General features: G+C 61.5%; 12 protein-coding genes. 6 read left to right on the forward strand and 6 right to left on the reverse strand.

Features of this window, described 5'->3' with window-relative positions; all coding sequences use genetic code 11:
• Positions 1-46 precede the first annotated feature (46 nt).
• Both L6D63_RS08795 and L6D63_RS08800 read left to right on the forward strand, forming a co-directional pair.
• A complete protein-coding gene (locus L6D63_RS08795) occupies positions 47-868 on the forward strand; it encodes a carbon-nitrogen hydrolase family protein (RefSeq protein ID WP_131671104.1) in 822 nt (273 codons plus the stop codon).
• Positions 869-1,073: 205 nt separating this feature from the next.
• Positions 1,074-2,399, forward strand: coding sequence for an APC family permease (locus L6D63_RS08800; RefSeq protein ID WP_095668401.1), 1,326 nt, complete (start codon positions 1,074-1,076; stop codon positions 2,397-2,399).
• Between the two features lie 6 nt (positions 2,400-2,405).
• On the opposite strand, the gene L6D63_RS08805 is transcribed toward L6D63_RS08800, so the two are convergent.
• Genes L6D63_RS08805 through L6D63_RS08825 form a run of 5 tightly spaced genes read right to left on the reverse strand, consistent with a single transcriptional unit; the run spans position 2,406 to position 10,740 of the window.
• Complete coding sequence (locus tag L6D63_RS08805; protein WP_131671105.1) at positions 2,406-3,809, reverse strand: ATP-binding protein; 1,404 nt, start codon at positions 3,807-3,809, stop codon at positions 2,406-2,408.
• Positions 3,806-5,620: a DAHL domain-containing protein gene (locus L6D63_RS08810; RefSeq protein ID WP_131671106.1), complete on the reverse strand. Its 1,815-nt coding sequence runs from the start codon at positions 5,618-5,620 to the stop codon at positions 3,806-3,808. The genes L6D63_RS08805 and L6D63_RS08810 overlap by 4 nt, the downstream gene beginning before the upstream one ends.
• Positions 5,617-6,570, reverse strand: coding sequence for a cytochrome-c peroxidase (locus L6D63_RS08815; protein WP_047296244.1), 954 nt, complete (start codon positions 6,568-6,570; stop codon positions 5,617-5,619). Before L6D63_RS08815 ends, L6D63_RS08810 begins: the two co-directional genes overlap by 4 nt.
• Before the next feature lie 43 nt (positions 6,571-6,613).
• On the reverse strand, positions 6,614-8,485 hold the full coding sequence (locus L6D63_RS08820) for a putative bifunctional diguanylate cyclase/phosphodiesterase (RefSeq protein WP_047296242.1): 1,872 nt from the start codon (positions 8,483-8,485) through the stop codon (positions 6,614-6,616).
• The gene (locus L6D63_RS08825) at positions 8,485-10,740 is read right to left on the reverse strand and encodes a GGDEF/EAL domain-containing response regulator (RefSeq protein WP_236170311.1); all 2,256 of its coding nucleotides are present in this window, start codon (positions 10,738-10,740) and stop codon (positions 8,485-8,487) included. The genes L6D63_RS08820 and L6D63_RS08825 overlap by 1 nt, the downstream gene beginning before the upstream one ends.
• Positions 10,741-10,990: 250 nt before the next feature.
• Between L6D63_RS08825 and nosR the strand changes: the two genes are divergently transcribed.
• The 4 genes from nosR (at position 10,991) to L6D63_RS08845 (ending at position 14,017) form a co-directional block, all read left to right on the forward strand.
• Positions 10,991-12,352 (forward strand): response regulator c-di-GMP phosphodiesterase, NosR family, encoded by a 1,362-nt coding sequence (gene nosR, locus L6D63_RS08830; RefSeq protein ID WP_131671108.1) that lies wholly within the window; start codon positions 10,991-10,993, stop codon positions 12,350-12,352.
• A 67-nt stretch (positions 12,353-12,419) separates the two neighbouring features.
• Positions 12,420-12,854, forward strand: coding sequence for an NUDIX hydrolase (locus L6D63_RS08835; protein ID WP_041068318.1), 435 nt, complete (start codon positions 12,420-12,422; stop codon positions 12,852-12,854).
• Between the two features lie 24 nt (positions 12,855-12,878).
• Positions 12,879-13,517: a LysE family translocator gene (locus L6D63_RS08840; protein ID WP_131671109.1), complete on the forward strand. Its 639-nt coding sequence runs from the start codon at positions 12,879-12,881 to the stop codon at positions 13,515-13,517.
• Positions 13,518-13,519: 2 nt separating this feature from the next.
• On the forward strand, positions 13,520-14,017 hold the full coding sequence (locus tag L6D63_RS08845) for a GNAT family N-acetyltransferase (protein ID WP_047296233.1): 498 nt from the start codon (positions 13,520-13,522) through the stop codon (positions 14,015-14,017).
• A gap of 36 nt (positions 14,018-14,053) precedes the next feature.
• Here the strand turns inward: L6D63_RS08845 and metR are convergent, their stop codons facing one another.
• On the reverse strand, positions 14,054-14,971 hold the full coding sequence (gene metR / locus L6D63_RS08850) for a transcriptional regulator MetR (protein ID WP_047296309.1): 918 nt from the start codon (positions 14,969-14,971) through the stop codon (positions 14,054-14,056).
• Positions 14,972-15,014: the final 43 nt, after the last annotated feature.

Here is a 15,014-nt window from a genome sequence, read left to right on the forward strand (position 1 = left end):
CACCGGGCAATCTTTCAGCGCCCGGCCCTGACCACAAGGACTCGCAATGAAAGTCGAACTCGCCCAACTGGCGGGCCGTGACAATGGCACCGCATACAACCTCGAACGCGCCCTCGCGGCGATTGCCGCGTGCGGTGCCGACACGCAACTGATCGTATTCCCGGAAACCCACCTGATGGGCTTCCCGACGGCCGACACCGTGGCACAGATCGCCGAGCCGCTGGATGGCCCGACCGTCCGCGCGGTGCTGGCCGCTGCCCGCGAGCGCAACCTCGCCGTAGTGATCGGCATGGCCGAGAACGACAACGGTCGCTTCTACAACACCACGCTGCTGATCACCCCCGAAGGCATCGCCCTCAAATACCGCAAGACCCACCTTTGGGCGTCGGATCGCGGCGTGTTCGAGGCCGGCGACCGCTACGCCACCTGCGAGTGGAACGGTGTGCGCGTCGGCTTGCTGATCTGCTACGACATCGAGTTCCCGGAGTCCGCCCGCGCACTGGCGCAACTGGGCGCCGAGTTGCTGATCGTGACCAACGGCAACATGGACCCGTATGCCCCGACTCACCGCACCGCGATCATGGCCCGTGCTCAGGAAAACCAGGCGTTTGCGCTGATGGTCAATCGTGTCGAGGCCGGGGATGACGGCTTGATGTTTGCCGGCGGCAGTGCGCTGGTCGATCCGCTGGGGACGTTGCTGTTCGAGGCGGGGCGCGAAGAAGGGACGTTCAGCGTCGAACTGGATTTCGACCGGTTGCAGGTCGCGCGCCAGGATTACCACTATCTGGATGATCAGCGGTTGAAGCTGCCGGGGGAGGTGGTGGAGCACGCGTGCGGATTGCGTGAGTTGCTGATTCCTGCGTGCTGATCGGGATTCTGTGTCGGTCGGACTGACGCCTTCGCGGGCAAGCCCGCTCCCACATTGACCGCGTCCCCCTGTGGGAGCGAGCTTGCTCGCGAAGAGGCCAGCCCAGACCACACAACTGTTTGATCAAAAAAAACAAAGCCACACCCGAAACATTCGCCGAACTCGGCTCTGCCATAAATCCAATAACATTCGGAGTAAGTCGCCCATGGCTCGTTTGCAACGCACCCTGTCACTAGGGTCGGTGGTGCTGTTCGGCATCGCCTACATGACGCCGATCATTGTCCTCGGCACCTTTGGCATCCTCGCGCAATCCACCGCCGGCATGGTCCCGGCTGCGTACCTGGCAGCACTGGTGGCGATGTTCTTCACCGCCATGAGTTACGGGCGTATGGCCGCCGCGTTCCCGGTCGCCGGTTCCGCCTACAGCTACGTGCGCAAGGCGATCAGCCCCAGGCTCGGCTTCATCGCCGGTTGGGCGGTGTTGCTCGATTACCTGTTTCTGCCGATGGCGATCTGGCTGATCGGCGCGGCGTACCTTGCTTCGGCATTCCCCTCGATCCCGCAGTGGATCTGGGTACTGGCGTTCATCGGCATCACCAGCGCGATCAACATCGTTGGCCTGAAACTGGCCAATGGCATCAACGCCTTGCTGATGCTGGTGCAATTTCTGGTGCTGATCGCCTTCGTCGCGCTGTGTGTGCACTACGTCGGCGGTGATGCGCGCACGCCGTTGTGGTCGATCAAACCGTTCTTCAACGGTGACATGCAAATGCCGCTGATCATGAGCGGCGCGGCGATTGCCTGTTATTCGTTCCTCGGCTTCGACGCGGTCAGTACGCTGACCGAAGAAACCCGCGACCCACGCCGCACCATTCCACGGGCGATAATGTTGATCACCCTGATCGGCGGGCTGATCTTCGTCGGTGTGTCGTACTTCGTGCAGATCGCCCACCCATCGTTCCAGTTCGACAGCGTCGACTCGGCGGCCTATGAAATCGCACGCAACATCGGCGGCGACCTGTTCGTCTCGATCTTCCTCATCGGCCTGATCGTCGGCCAGTTCGCCTCGGGGCTGTCGGCCCAGGCCAGCGGTTCGCGCTTGCTGTTTGCCATGGGGCGCGATGGCGTGTTGCCCAAGTCGTTTTTCGGCACCTTGCATGCGCGCTTCGGCACGCCGGTCAACAGCATCCTGCTGTGTGCGGTCGTGGCATTGCTGGCGCTGAAACTCGATGTGACCACCTCAACCTCGTTCATCAACTTCGGTGCGTTCCTGGCGTTCAGCCTGGTCAACCTGTCGGTGATTTTTCATTACTGGATCGGTGGAGAGAAAAAAGGCCCGCGTGAGCTGGTGCTGTTTCTGATCTTTCCGTTCATCGGGCTGCTGGCGGACGTGTGGCTGATGGTCAGCCTTGATCATCTGGCGGTGTATCTGGGCTTGAGCTGGCTGGCGATTGGCGTGGTGTATCTGGCGGTGCTCACTGGCGGCTTTCGGCGGCAGCCGCCGGAGATGGATTTTCAGGAAGCGACCTGAGGCGCCTCAGGCCGCGGGCCGGCTCTGGCGCATCGGCAACTCGACGCGGAAGGTCGTGCCCACCCCCGGTTCGCTGCGGACCGAAATGTCGCCACCGTGCTTTTTGACAATGCCGTAGGACAGCGACAGGCCCAGCCCGGTGCCCTGGCCGACCGGTTTGGTGGTGAAAAACGGATCGAAGATTTTCTGCAGGATGTCCGGCGCAATCCCGGCGCCGGTGTCCGCGACTTCCACCCAGGCCGTGTCTTGCTGCTGCCCGGTGCGCAAGGTGATGGTGCCGCGCTCGGGGCCCATGGCCTGAGCCGCGTTGACCACCAGGTTCATGATCACCTGATTGATTTGTGACGGCAGGCACTCGATGTCCGGCAGCGGCTGATATTCCTTGATCAGGTCAGCCTTGTACTTGAGTTCGCTGGCGACAATATTCAGGGTCGACTCGATGCCTTGCTGCAGATTCGCCCACTGCCATTGCTGATGGGTATCGACCCGGGAGAAATCTTTCAGATCCTTGACGATCTGTCCGACCCGGCCAATGCCTTCCTTGGACTCGCGGATCAGTACCGGGATGTCTTCGAGCAGAAAATCCAGATCGGCGTCTTTGCGCAGCTGCTCAAGCCGGGCCACGGATTCGCGGTCTGGCGTGGCGCCCAGCGTCTGCCAGGCATCGAGTACCCTGAGCAACTGATTGAAGTAGCCGTCGAGGGTGCCGAGGTTGGAGGAGATGAAACCGATCGGGTTGTTGATTTCATGGGCCACGCCAGCCGCCATTTGCCCCAGTGAAGCGAGCTTTTCCGACTGCACCAACTGACTTTCCAGTTGCTTGCGTTCATCGATTTCGCGCTGCAGAGCTTCGCTGGCCTGCTTGAACTGGGCGGTGCGCTGATCGACCAGATGTTCCAGGTGATGCATCTGCAAGGAGGCGCGTTCGGTCATCTGCCATTTGGTCAGCAGGGTGTTGGCCATTTGTTGCACTTCAATGTTGTCGAACGGCTTTTTCAGAATCAGTAATCGGTCATGCGCCTGCAGCCGTTCGAGCAGTTCATCCCAGGAGTAATCCGAGTAGGCCGTACAGACCACCACCTGCAACAGCGGATCCTGTTGCCAAAGGTGTTCGATGGTTTTCGCACCGTCCCAGCCGTCGGGCATGCGCATGTCGACGAAAGCCAGTGCGTAGGGACGTTGTTCGTGCAAGGCCTGCATCAGTTTGCCCAGGCCTTCCTCGCCGCCGTAGGCCGAGTCCAGCTCGAACGGCGGACGTTCGGCGCGCACCTGTGCACCAAACAACGCCGCCTCCATCTCGTCCAGTTCCACTGACTGCGCCGCCGGTGGCGCGAGAATCTTGCGGAAGTCTTCATGAATCGACGGCATGTCGTCGATCAGCAGAATACGGCGGTTCGACAGCTCGCTCATGCGTTCTCCGTGACGCTGATCAGGGGAATCTGCAAGGTGAACAGCGCCCCCTTGCCCGGTCCGTCGCTGTGCGCGGTGAGGTGCCCGTTCATCTCGATGGCCGCCAGGGCGCAGCTGTGCAGGCCGAAGCCGTGGCCTTCCTTGCGGGTGGTGAAACCGTGGGCAAAGATCCGCGTCATGTTTTCCGGCGCAATCCCTTCGCCATCGTCCTTGACGCTGATTTCGAGGAAGCTGTCATCGACGATTTTTACCGCCAGCGTCATGGTGCGAGGACGGTTGCTGAGGTCGGACATGGCGTATTTGGCGTTGCTGATGAGGTTGATCAGGATCAGCAGCAAACGGTGTTTATCGCCCATCACCTGCGGCACCTCGGCGTACTCCCTGACCACCGTGACGTGGTGTCGGGTCAGCGCTCCGGCGTTCATGCGCAAGGCGTCTTCGAGCAATTCATTGATGAACAGCGGTTCAGTCATGCTGTTGGCGCCGGCATAGGACTGCTGGGTGGCGACGATGTCCTTGATGTGATCGACGCTTTTGTTCATCTGGTTCAGTTCGTCGACCATTTCCTGCTGTTCCTGGGCAATCGCACCCACCAGCTGGTTGAGGTAACCGGGGAGCAATTTGCCCTTGGGGTCTTCACACAGAAAGGCGCCGAGGTCATGCGGGTGTTCGTTGATCAGCTGCATGGCCTTGCCCAGGCCCTGGGTCTTGCTGTTGCGCAGCTTGCGCGTGATCAGGTCGCTGGAGATGTTCACGCTGTTGAGCACGTTGCCGACGTTGTGCAGCACGTTGGTGGCGATTTCCGCCATGCCGGCCTGACGCGCCGCGTCGAGCAGTTCGCTCTGGGCGTCCCTGAGTTCGCGGGTGCGTTCCTCGACCCGTTGCTCCAGGGCATCGTTGGCCGTTTGCAGGGCTGTATTGACCCGATTGATCTCGGCGAAACTGCCGATCAGGCGGATCGCCAGCCACACCAGCGAGAGCATCAGCAACACCGAAAACAGCAGCAGGTAGAAGTGGTATTGGCGGTCGATCCGGTCGGCGCGCTGTTGATCGCGATCGAGCAGAGTGGTGAGGGTATCCAGGCGCTCGGCCACGGGAATGTTTTCGATGCTTTCGAGCAACTGATTGACCAGCGGCTGCTCGCGCGCGATCAGGCTGATGTGGTTGCTCATGATTTTGATCGGGGCTTCAAACGCCGGCGGCAGCCGTTGGGCATTGACCTTCAGTTTGTTCAGGCCGACCTCGATGTCGGCGGCCCTGTCGTCGGAGGTGAGCTGGGCGAACTCCAGGGCACTGAGCAGCAGGTCGTAAGTGTCGGTGGTGATGTTTTGCAGCTGTAATTTATCCAGGTCCGACAGGTTGGCGAGTTGCTCCTGAATGTCGTCTTCGGCGGTGGGCAAAAAGGCCAGGGAATTGCGCAACAGGGCGTTGTGCGATTTGAACTGTTCGACCAGACGAATCTTCTCCTGCATCGCCTGCAGAAAACCCTCGTGGGCGTCGTTCCATTGCGCCGAGTCGTTGCGACCATGCCCGGCCTCGATCGCGTCGAAGCGCGCCCAGAGCCGGTTCATCTCGGTCATGGGTGACACCAGCGGATCGTAATTGTGGGTGAGCGCCACTCGCGCCTTGAGGATCTCGTTTTCCCACAGCGAATTCTGCTGTTTGATCTGCCGGATCAGGTCCCGCGACTCGGTGTAGGTCATGGTCTGGTCGGAGCTGGACTTGAAGTACAGAAACAGCAGAATCGAAGCCAGCACCAGAGCGACCAGCGTGAGCAACAGCAGGCTGCGCCGACGGGAGATGTTGATCATGGCTTGCCTTCCCTTTGGCCGGTCAGGGTCTCGAGAAATAGAATGATCAGCCGTTTGTCCTCTTCGGTCGGCGTGCGTCCCAACTGATACTGGAACATCACATCCACCGCCTTTTCGAGGCTGTCCGCCGAGCCGTCGTGAAAGTAGGGCGCGGTCAGCGCGACGTTGCGCAGGCTCGGCACTTTGAAAAATTCACGATCCGCTTCGTCCCGGGTGACGTTGAAGCGGCCCTGATCAGCCACGGTCGGGTTGCCGCGATCGGCAATGTAATCGCCGAACACGCCGAACTTCTGGAACATGTTGCCGCCGATGTTCACCCCTTGATGGCAGGCGATGCAGCCGTATTCCTTGAAGCGCTGGTAGCCGTACTTTTCCTCGAGGGTGAGGATGTCGGTGTTGCCCAGCAGGTATTGATCGAAGCGCGAACCGGGCGTCAGCAGGGTACGTTCGAAACTGGCCAGCGCCTGCTGGACATTGGCCTGGGTCACGCCGTCCGGGTAGGTGGCGGCGAAATCGCGACGGTAGTCGGGGTCGTTCGAGATCCGCTCGATAACGGTGTGCCAGTCGCTGCCCATTTCATGGGGGCTGGTGATGACGACGTTGCTTTGTTCCTCCAGCGTTTCGACACGGCCGTCCCAGAACTGGCGGAAATTGAGGGCGGCGTTGAACACGGTCGGCGTGTTGACCGCCACCGGTTTACCGTCGAAGCCCAGCGACAGGGCGCGGCTGTCGGCACCGTTCTTGTCCAGTTGGTGGCAGCTGGCGCAGGACAGCGTGTTGTTGATCGATAACCGTGGTTCATGGAACAGGCGCCGACCCAGTTCCACGCGGCGGACGTCCTGCTGCGGCACCGCGGGCAACGGTTTGAGCGGCTCGTCCAGCGGCTCGGCACTGGCCCTGGCGCAGAGCCCGCACAGCAGCAACACGATGGCGTGGTGGAAAAGACTCATCGGCAATCGTCTCCCTGACTCAGGGCCGTTTTCAGCGTGTTGATCAAATCGTCCACGGCATGGCTTCGGTGCCGGCCAGCAAGCGTGCAAACGCGTCTGCCGGCAGGGCCTTGCTGAAAAAGTAGCCCTGACCTTCCTCGCAGTGATGCGCCTTGAGAAAGGCCAGTTGTTCGGCGGTTTCAATACCCTCGGCAATGACGTTCAGCCCCAGACTTTTGCCCAGATGGATGATGGCGCTCACCAGTGCGGCATCGTTGGGGTCGTTGCACAGGTTGCGAATGAACGACTGGTCGATCTTCAGCACATCGATGGGAAACCGCCGCAGGTAACTCAGGCTGGAATAACCGGTGCCGAAGTCATCGATGGCCAGGCGCGTGCCCAGCGTTGTCAGGCGCTTGAGCGCGGTCATCGTCGCCTCGACGTTTTGCATCAACACGCCTTCGGTGATTTCCAGCTCCAGGCAGTCTGCGGCCAGGCCTGTCTGCTCAAGCACGCGCTCGATGCCGGCGACGAAGTCACGCTGACGAAAATCGATCGGCGAAGTATTGACCGACATGCGGATCGGCGGCAGTCCGGCGACTTGCCAGTCGCGGGTCTGACGACAGGCCTCAGCCAGCACCCATTTGCTCAGCGGCACGATCAGACCGCTGTCCTCGGCCACCGGGATGAAGTCCGAAGGATAGACCCAGCCGTGTCCCGGTTTCTGCCAGCGTATCAGGGCTTCGGCACCGACCACTGTGGCCGTGCGCAGGTCGATTTTCGGTTGGTAGTGCAAGACGAATTCGTGCTCATGCAGCGCGCGGCGGATGCCTGATTCGATGCTGTGCTGTTCCCGGGCGTGCTGGTTCATGGCTTCGATGAAGAAGCCAATGCTGTCAGGGCCGTGCTCCTTGACGTTGCGCATCGCCGTCTCGGCTTTCTTGATCAACTCGATGGCTTCGAGGCCATCTTCGGGATAGACGCTGATGCCGACGCTGGCGGTGACGCTGACGTCATGCCCGGCAATCGCTTGTGGCAGGCGAATGGCGGCCAGCAGTTTTTCCGCGAGGCCGTGGGTTTGCTGGGGATGGTTGATGTCGCCAAGGATCACCACGAACTCGTCCGAGCCATAACGAAACACCGAGTCGGAATCACGTACGCAGGACAGCAGTTGCCGGGCGACCCGTTTGAGCATCTCGTCGCCCGCCGGATGGCCCAGTGCATTGTTGATGCGCTTGAAGCGATCCAGACCGAGGAACATCACCACCAGTTGCTTGTCATGGCGCCGGCATACGGCGATGGCCTGGCTCAGGCGATCGCCCAGCAGGGTGCTGTTGGGCAGCTCCGTGAGGCTGTCGTATTGCAGCAGATGCGAGACTTTGAGCAATTCGTGCACCCGCGCCTCGATGGTCTGCTCAAGGCTGAGCATCTTCAGCGCCGCGTCCTGCGCCAGCTGCCATTTCCAGGTCAGCGCGTTGGCCATCTGGCGGATTTCCAGACTGTCGAACGGCTTTTTCAGGATCAGCAACTGGTCGCCGAACTCCAGCCGTTCGGCCATCGCCTCCCAGCTGTAGTCGCTGTACGCGGTGCACAAGGCAATCTGCAGGTTCGGATCGACCCGCCATAATTGTTCGATGGTTTCCAGGCCATCCCAGCCGGGTGGCATGCGCATGTCGATGAAGGCGAGGGCATACGGGTTGCCGCTGACCAGCGATTGTTTGACCAGAGCCAGAGCTTCCTGGCCCTGATAAGCGGAGTCGAGCTGGAAGCTCAGGTGCGGCGTCTGCTGGGTGCCGAACAGCGTCTGTTCCAGTTGATTCAGATCGACGGCGTCCTGAACCTGTGGGGCAAGGATCTTGCGAAAGTCGTCGTGAATCGCCGGCGTGTCGTCGATGATCAGGATGCGCCGGTTGGTCTGGGGGAACGGCGTTTTCATCACTCGTCCTCCTTCGGTGCCGGGTGAGCGCTGTCCTTGAGCAATCGCCCGGCCTGTTCGGCGTTGACCGCCGCGCTGAAATACAGCCCGCGCGCGCTGGGCAGCGGGACTGCGGCAGGTGGCGCGCACGGCTGATCCGGCGACGGCTGGCCTTCAGCGATGATGCCGATGTCCAGGTCCCGGGCGAAGTTGACGATGGCGCGCAAGGCGTTGGCGCCGGCCACATCGTGGGCGGCATTGTCGATGACGCTCTGGGCCAGCTTGAGCTGATTGACCCGGTAGGTTTTCAGGTAATCGAACGAGGAATACTCGGTGCCGAAATCATCGATGGCGATGGTCACGCCCAGTTCACGCAGGCGCGGCAACGCGTCGTTGTGCGTCCACTTGGTCTGGGCCAGTGTGGCCTCGGTGACATCGAACCGCAGGTCCCAAGGGGCGAGCTCCCAGCGGGCGGTGGTGCGCAGCACGGTGTAGATCAGTTCCGGGCCGCTTTTGAGTTGCGCCAGGGAAATCTTGATCGCCATCACGGGCGGCGCCACCCCTTGATTACGCCACAGATGCATCTGATGACAGGCGTGATCCAGCACCCAGCGTCCGAGCGGAATGATTGCGCCGGTTTTCTCCGCGATCGGCACAAAGTCCGCTGCCGGCAGCAGGCCGCGCCGGGGATGCTGCCAGAGGACTTGTGCCTCCATGCCCAGAATCCTGCCGCTGTGCAGATCAACTTCCGGTGCGTAATGCAGCCGCAATTGATTGCCTTCAAGGGCGGTCATCAATTCGCTGACCAGGGTCATGCGCTCGGCCACTTCCCGTGAGATGTCCTCGGAGTGGAAGTGAGACTGGTTGCGGCCCATTTCCTTGGCGCGGTACAGCGCCATGTCGGCCTGCCCGAGCAGGCTGTCGGCGTCGAGACTGAGCTCGCTGTAACTGCTGATGCCAATGCTCACCGAAATGTGCAGTGCATTGCCGGCCAGGTTATACGGCGCCAGCAACGCGTCGCGGATGTTGGCGGCCATCGCCGCCGACTGGGTCGGGTCACTGACGTCCAGTTGCAGGATCGCGAATTCATCGCCACCCAGACGCGCCACCACGTCGCTTTCGCGGACACCGGACTTGATGCGCCGGGCGACCTCCTGCAGCAGCAGATCGCCAACCGGGTGACCGAGGGTGTCATTGATCCGCTTGAAGTGGTCCAGATCCAGGTAAAACACCGCAAACGGCATCGCGCCGCGTCGCGCCGCGGCAAACGCCTGGTGCAGGCGTTCGATCAGAGTGGCGCGATTGGCCAGGCCCGTCAGGCCATCGGAGCGGGCGAGCAAGGCCAGTTTGTCCTCGGCCTGACGACGTTCAGTGATGTCGAGGATGATGCCTTCGACTTCCAGCAGACGGCCGTCCTGATCGCGTACCGGGATGTAGCGGTTCTCCACCCAGCGCCAGGTGCCCTGGCCGGTGCGCATGCGGAATTCGATGGACGCGCCCGACGCATGCCGATCCAGTACCCGGGCCATTGCCGCGTCGACGCTGGCCTGATCGTCCGGGTGAATCAAGACCTTCGCCCAGTCGGGCGAACCCACCAGGTCGGCGGCGACATGGCCGTAGCGGGTGATGTTGTGAGAGATGTACATCAGCGCAAACGAGGGCTCGCCACGCAAGCGGTAAAGGATGGTCGGGCTGTTCTGCACGATCACGTTGGCGTCCGACAGCTCCCGGGTTCGCTCCTGCACCGCGTGCTCCAGCAGACTCATTTTCAGCTCGGCGTCTTCGGTCATTTGCCATTTGACTGTGAGGGTGCTGGCCATCTGCCGGATCTCGATCGCGTCGAAAGGCTTTTTCAGAATCAGGAGGCGGTCGTTCAGTGCCAGGCGTTGGTCGATGTCTTCCCAGGAGTAGTCGGAATAGGCCGTGCACAGTGCGACTTGCAGCTTGGGGTCGACTTGCCACAGCCGTTCGATGGTCTCCAGGCCATCCCAGCCTGGCGGCATGCGCATGTCGATGAAGGCCATGGCGTAGGGGCGGTTTTCAGCCAGCGCGGCTTCGAGTTTTTCCAGGGCTTCGTGGCCCTGAAAGGCCGAGTCCAGTTCGAAGTGTGGGGTGTGACGGACAGACGGGGTGCCGAACAACAGATTCTCGGTTTCGCCCAGGCCATCGTCGCCGGGAACGACAGGGCTGAGAATCTTGGCAAAGTCGTCATGGATCGCCGGGCTGTCGTCGACAATGAGTACGCGGCGATTGATCGGCGCGGTGGGCGGGTTCATGCCGCGCCCTCCTCGGGAAGGCGTGCTGTGATCATCCGGGGCATCCTTTTCCCTCGCCATTGCCTGTTTTGTAAGCCGATGGAGTTCTTTGCCGTGTACAGCATAGTCGGCCCCTCGGTACTGCGCTGGCGGCGCCGGACGAAGATTTACGTGAATGCACGGAAAAATCATCTAGCCTTGGATTCAGGCGCGGGCCAGTGGGGCGGTCGGTCGGTGTGTCGTTAACCCTGTTTTCGCGTGAGGCCATGCCATGCAAGAGCAATCCGCGCCGATGCCGTCGCATCGCCCCACGGTGCTGCTGGTCGATGATGAGGAAGCGATCCTCAACAGCCTGCGCCGCCTGTTGCGGGGGCAACCCTATGACGTCCTGTTGGCGACCAGCGGTGCCCAGGCGCTGGAGATGCTGGAGCAGCAGCCCGTGGACCTGGTGATGAGCGATGCGCGCATGCCGAACATGGATGGCGCCTCGTTACTGGCGCATGTCCGCCAACGCTATCCGGCGACCGTGCGCATCATGCTCACCGGTTATGCCGACCCTTCGGCCATCATCAAGGCGATCAACGACGGGCAGATTCATCGCTACATCAGCAAACCGTGGAATGACGAGGAGTTGCTGCTGATCCTGCGCCAAGCCCTCGACCATCAGCATTCCGAGCAGGAGCGTCAGCGTCTGGAGCGCCTGACCCAGGTGCAGAACGACCAGCTCAAACTGCTCAACAGCACCCTGGAAAAGCATGTCGCGGCGCGTACCGCCGAACTGCAGCAGACCGCCGACATGCTCGATCTGGCGTACGAAGAGCTCAAACACAGTTACGTCACCGGCACCGAAGTGTTTTCGCTGCTGGCCAATCTGCGTCTGCCGCCTGCCAAGCAGACCAATCGGCAGATCATCGAGCTGGTGCGCAGCTACTGCAAACAGCATGCTCTGGACGAGGCCACCAGCCGCGACCTGACCATGGCCGCCGCGCTGTACAACATCGGCAAACTGAGCTGGACCGACGGCATGATGACCACGCCTTCGGATTTGCTGCGCCATACCGATCGCGAGCGTTATCGCAGCTACCCCAAGCAGAGCGAATCGCTGCTGATGACGCTGGACCCGATGAAGGACGCGGCCCGTCTGATCCTGCATCACCAGGAGCGCTGGGACGGCAGCGGCTTTCCCGACCGGCTCAAGGGCGAGGCCATTCCGTTCGGTTCGCGCCTGCTGAAACTGGCGGTGGATTTCGTCGAGTTGCAGCGCGGCCTGATCCTCGAACGGCATTTGAACAGCGATGAAGCGCTGCTGTACCTGCGGCAGTACGCCGGGCGTTTGTATGACCCGGAACTGATCGAAGATTTCATTCAGGTGTGTGCGGCATTCCTGGGCGACATCACCCTGGCCGACCCGACGGTCAAGGTTCTGACCACCCGGGACCTGGCAGCGGGGATGATTCTGGCGCGCAATCTCAATGCCGATAACGGCATGTTGCTGCTCAACGCCGGCAAAGTGCTCAGCGCGCTCTTGGTGGAAAAGCTGATTGCCTTTGAAGCCATGGAGGGCGGCAAATACCAGATTTTCGTCAAGCTGCCGGAGGCGGATGAAACTGCGCTCAAGGCGTTGGGGGAATGACCTGTGAGGTGACGTGATCAGCCCGGGCATGGGATCCTTGCGCTTTTTCCAGGCCGGTGGCTGACCCATGACCTCTGCATCCGTTGTCGCTCCAAACCTCATTCGTATTGCCGCTGCGCTGTTGCTCAACCCTCAAGGCCAGACCCTGCTGGTGCGCAAGCGTGGCACCACGGCGTTCATGCAACCGGGCGGCAAGATCGAGGCGCATGAGTTGCCGGTGCACGCGCTGGCCCGCGAGCTGGAAGAAGAGCTCGGGCTGACGATCGATCCGGCGCAGGCGTCTTTTCTCGGCCAGTTCTCGGCGCCGGCCGCCAACGAGCCGGGGTTTGTGGTGCAGGCGGAGATTTTTCAACTGACCATCGATGCCGATGTGACGCCCGCTGCCGAAATCGAGGAAGTAATCTGGATCGATCCGGTCAGTGATCCTGCTGTCGTTCTGGCGCCATTGACACGCGACCTGATCCTGCCGTTTTATCGCCACTCGCTGACCGCGATCGCCTGATCCCCCACGCACAGGACGTCCACCATGATCCCGCTTCAAGACCTGCTGATCTTCGCCGCCGCCGCGCTCTTGATGGTACTGACACCGGGACCGAACATGATTTACCTGATCTCGCGTTCGATCTGTCAGGGACGCAAGGCCGGGGTCACCTCGTTGCTCGGTGTGGTGGGTGGTTTCTTCGTGCACATGTTTGCCGCGGCTGCCGGTTTGAGCGCGGTGTTTCTGGCGGTGCCGATGGCCTACGAGGTGCTGAAGTGGGCTGGTGCGCTGTATTTGTTGTGGTTGGCCTGGCTAGCGCTCAAACCCGGCGCGCGCTCGCCGTTCGAGGCGCAGCAATTGCCCCCGGACTCGTCGCGCAAACTGATCACCATGGGCTTTCTCACCAGTGCGTTGAACCCGAAAATTGCGGTGTTCTACCTCTCGGTGTTTCCACAATTCATCAGCCCCGAACACGGCTCGGTATTCACCCAGAGCATCCTCCTCGGCCTGACCCAGATCAGCGTCAGTTTCAGCGTCAATCTGCTGATCGCGCTGTTCGCGGCAGGCATTGCTTCCTGGTTCGTGCGCAACCCGACATGGCTGGCGCTGCAGCGTTACTTCATGGGTTTTGTACTCGCCGGTCTGGCGGTGCGCCTGATGCTTGAACAACGCAGGAACGCCTGAGCATGTGGATCGAACGCCTCGACGCCAGCCATGCGCTGGCTTACCGCGAGCTGATGCTCGAAGCCTACGACCGCCATCCGCAGGCCTTCACCTCCAGCGTGCGCGAGCGCGCGGTGATGCCGCTGAGCTGGTGGGAGGCGCGGCTGACCAGCAAGCTGGATGTGGTGCTCGGTGCGTTCGAGGCAGGCACACTGGCCGGCATCGTCGGCCTGGCCTTCGAACCGCGAGAGAAGGCCCGCCACAAGTCGACCTTGTTCGGCCTGTACGTCTCAGCCGATTTTCGCCAGCACGGCCTGGGCCATCAGCTGGTGGAGGCTGCCATCGCTGAAGCCCAAACCCATCCCGAACTGAAAGTCCTCCAGCTCACCGTCACCGCCGGCAACGACGCCGCGTTCAACCTGTACCAGCGCTGCGGCTTCATCCAGTTCGGCCTGGAGCCATTGGCGGTGCGGGTGGGCGAAGACTATTTCGACAAGATTCACATGTGGCGCGAACTCTGATGCCACACTGAACCGGCGCTCAGAAGTGGATGTGAATCAACGCACCGCGCTGACCCCATCCAGCGTCGAGAACGAGGTGTCCTTGGCGGTCAGCAGGAAATCGCGCATGTACGGCGCGTCGAGCATGTCGGCGCGGATCGCCGCGTACAGCGTGGCAAACAGACCTTTCTCGCCCAGGCGCTTGGCTTTCACATAGCCGCGCGAGCTGTATTCGTGCAGTGCCCAGTGCGGCATGCCGCACACGCCACGGCCACTGGCGACCAGTTGCATCATCATCACCGACAGCTCAGAGGTGCGAACCTGCGCCGGTTCGATGTCGGCCGGTTCGAGGAAGCGGGTGAAGATGTCCAGCCGGTCGCGTTCCACCGGGTAGGTGATCAGCGTTTCAGTCAGCAGGTCCTCGGGAACGATGTACGGTTTGCTCGCCAGTGGATGCTGGTTCGCCACTGCGAGCATCGCTTCGTAAGTGAACAGCGGCACGTAGGTGATGCCGGCGATGTCCAGCGGATCGGAAGTCACCACCAGATCCAGGTCACCGCGGGCCAGCGCCGGCAGCGGGGCGAAGGCGAAACCCGAGGCGAGGTCGAGTTCGACTTCCGGCCAGGCGTCACGGAACTGGTCGATGGTCGGCATCAGCCACTGGAAACAGCTGTGGCATTCGATCGCCATGTGCAGGCGTCCAGCGGTGCCGCCGGCCAGACGACTGATGTCGCGCTCGGCGGCACGCAACAGCGGCAGGGTCGCGTCGGCCAGTTGCAGCAGGCGCAGACCGGCGCTGGTGAAGCGTACCGGTTTGGTCTTGCGCACGAACAACGGCATGCCCATGCGCTCCTCCAGTTCCTTGAACTGGTGCGACAGCGCCGATTGGGTCAGGTGCAGACGGTCGGCGGCATCGACCAGACTGTCGGCCTCGCGTAGGGCATGCAGGGTTTTCAGATGACGGATTTCAAGCACGGCTGGCCCCATGAGGAAAACTTGTGACAAATTCAAAGGCGGT

It is taken from the genome of Pseudomonas parakoreensis (genome assembly GCF_021602155.1).
In the GTDB taxonomy this organism is placed as follows: domain Bacteria; phylum Pseudomonadota; class Gammaproteobacteria; order Pseudomonadales; family Pseudomonadaceae; genus Aquipseudomonas; species Aquipseudomonas parakoreensis.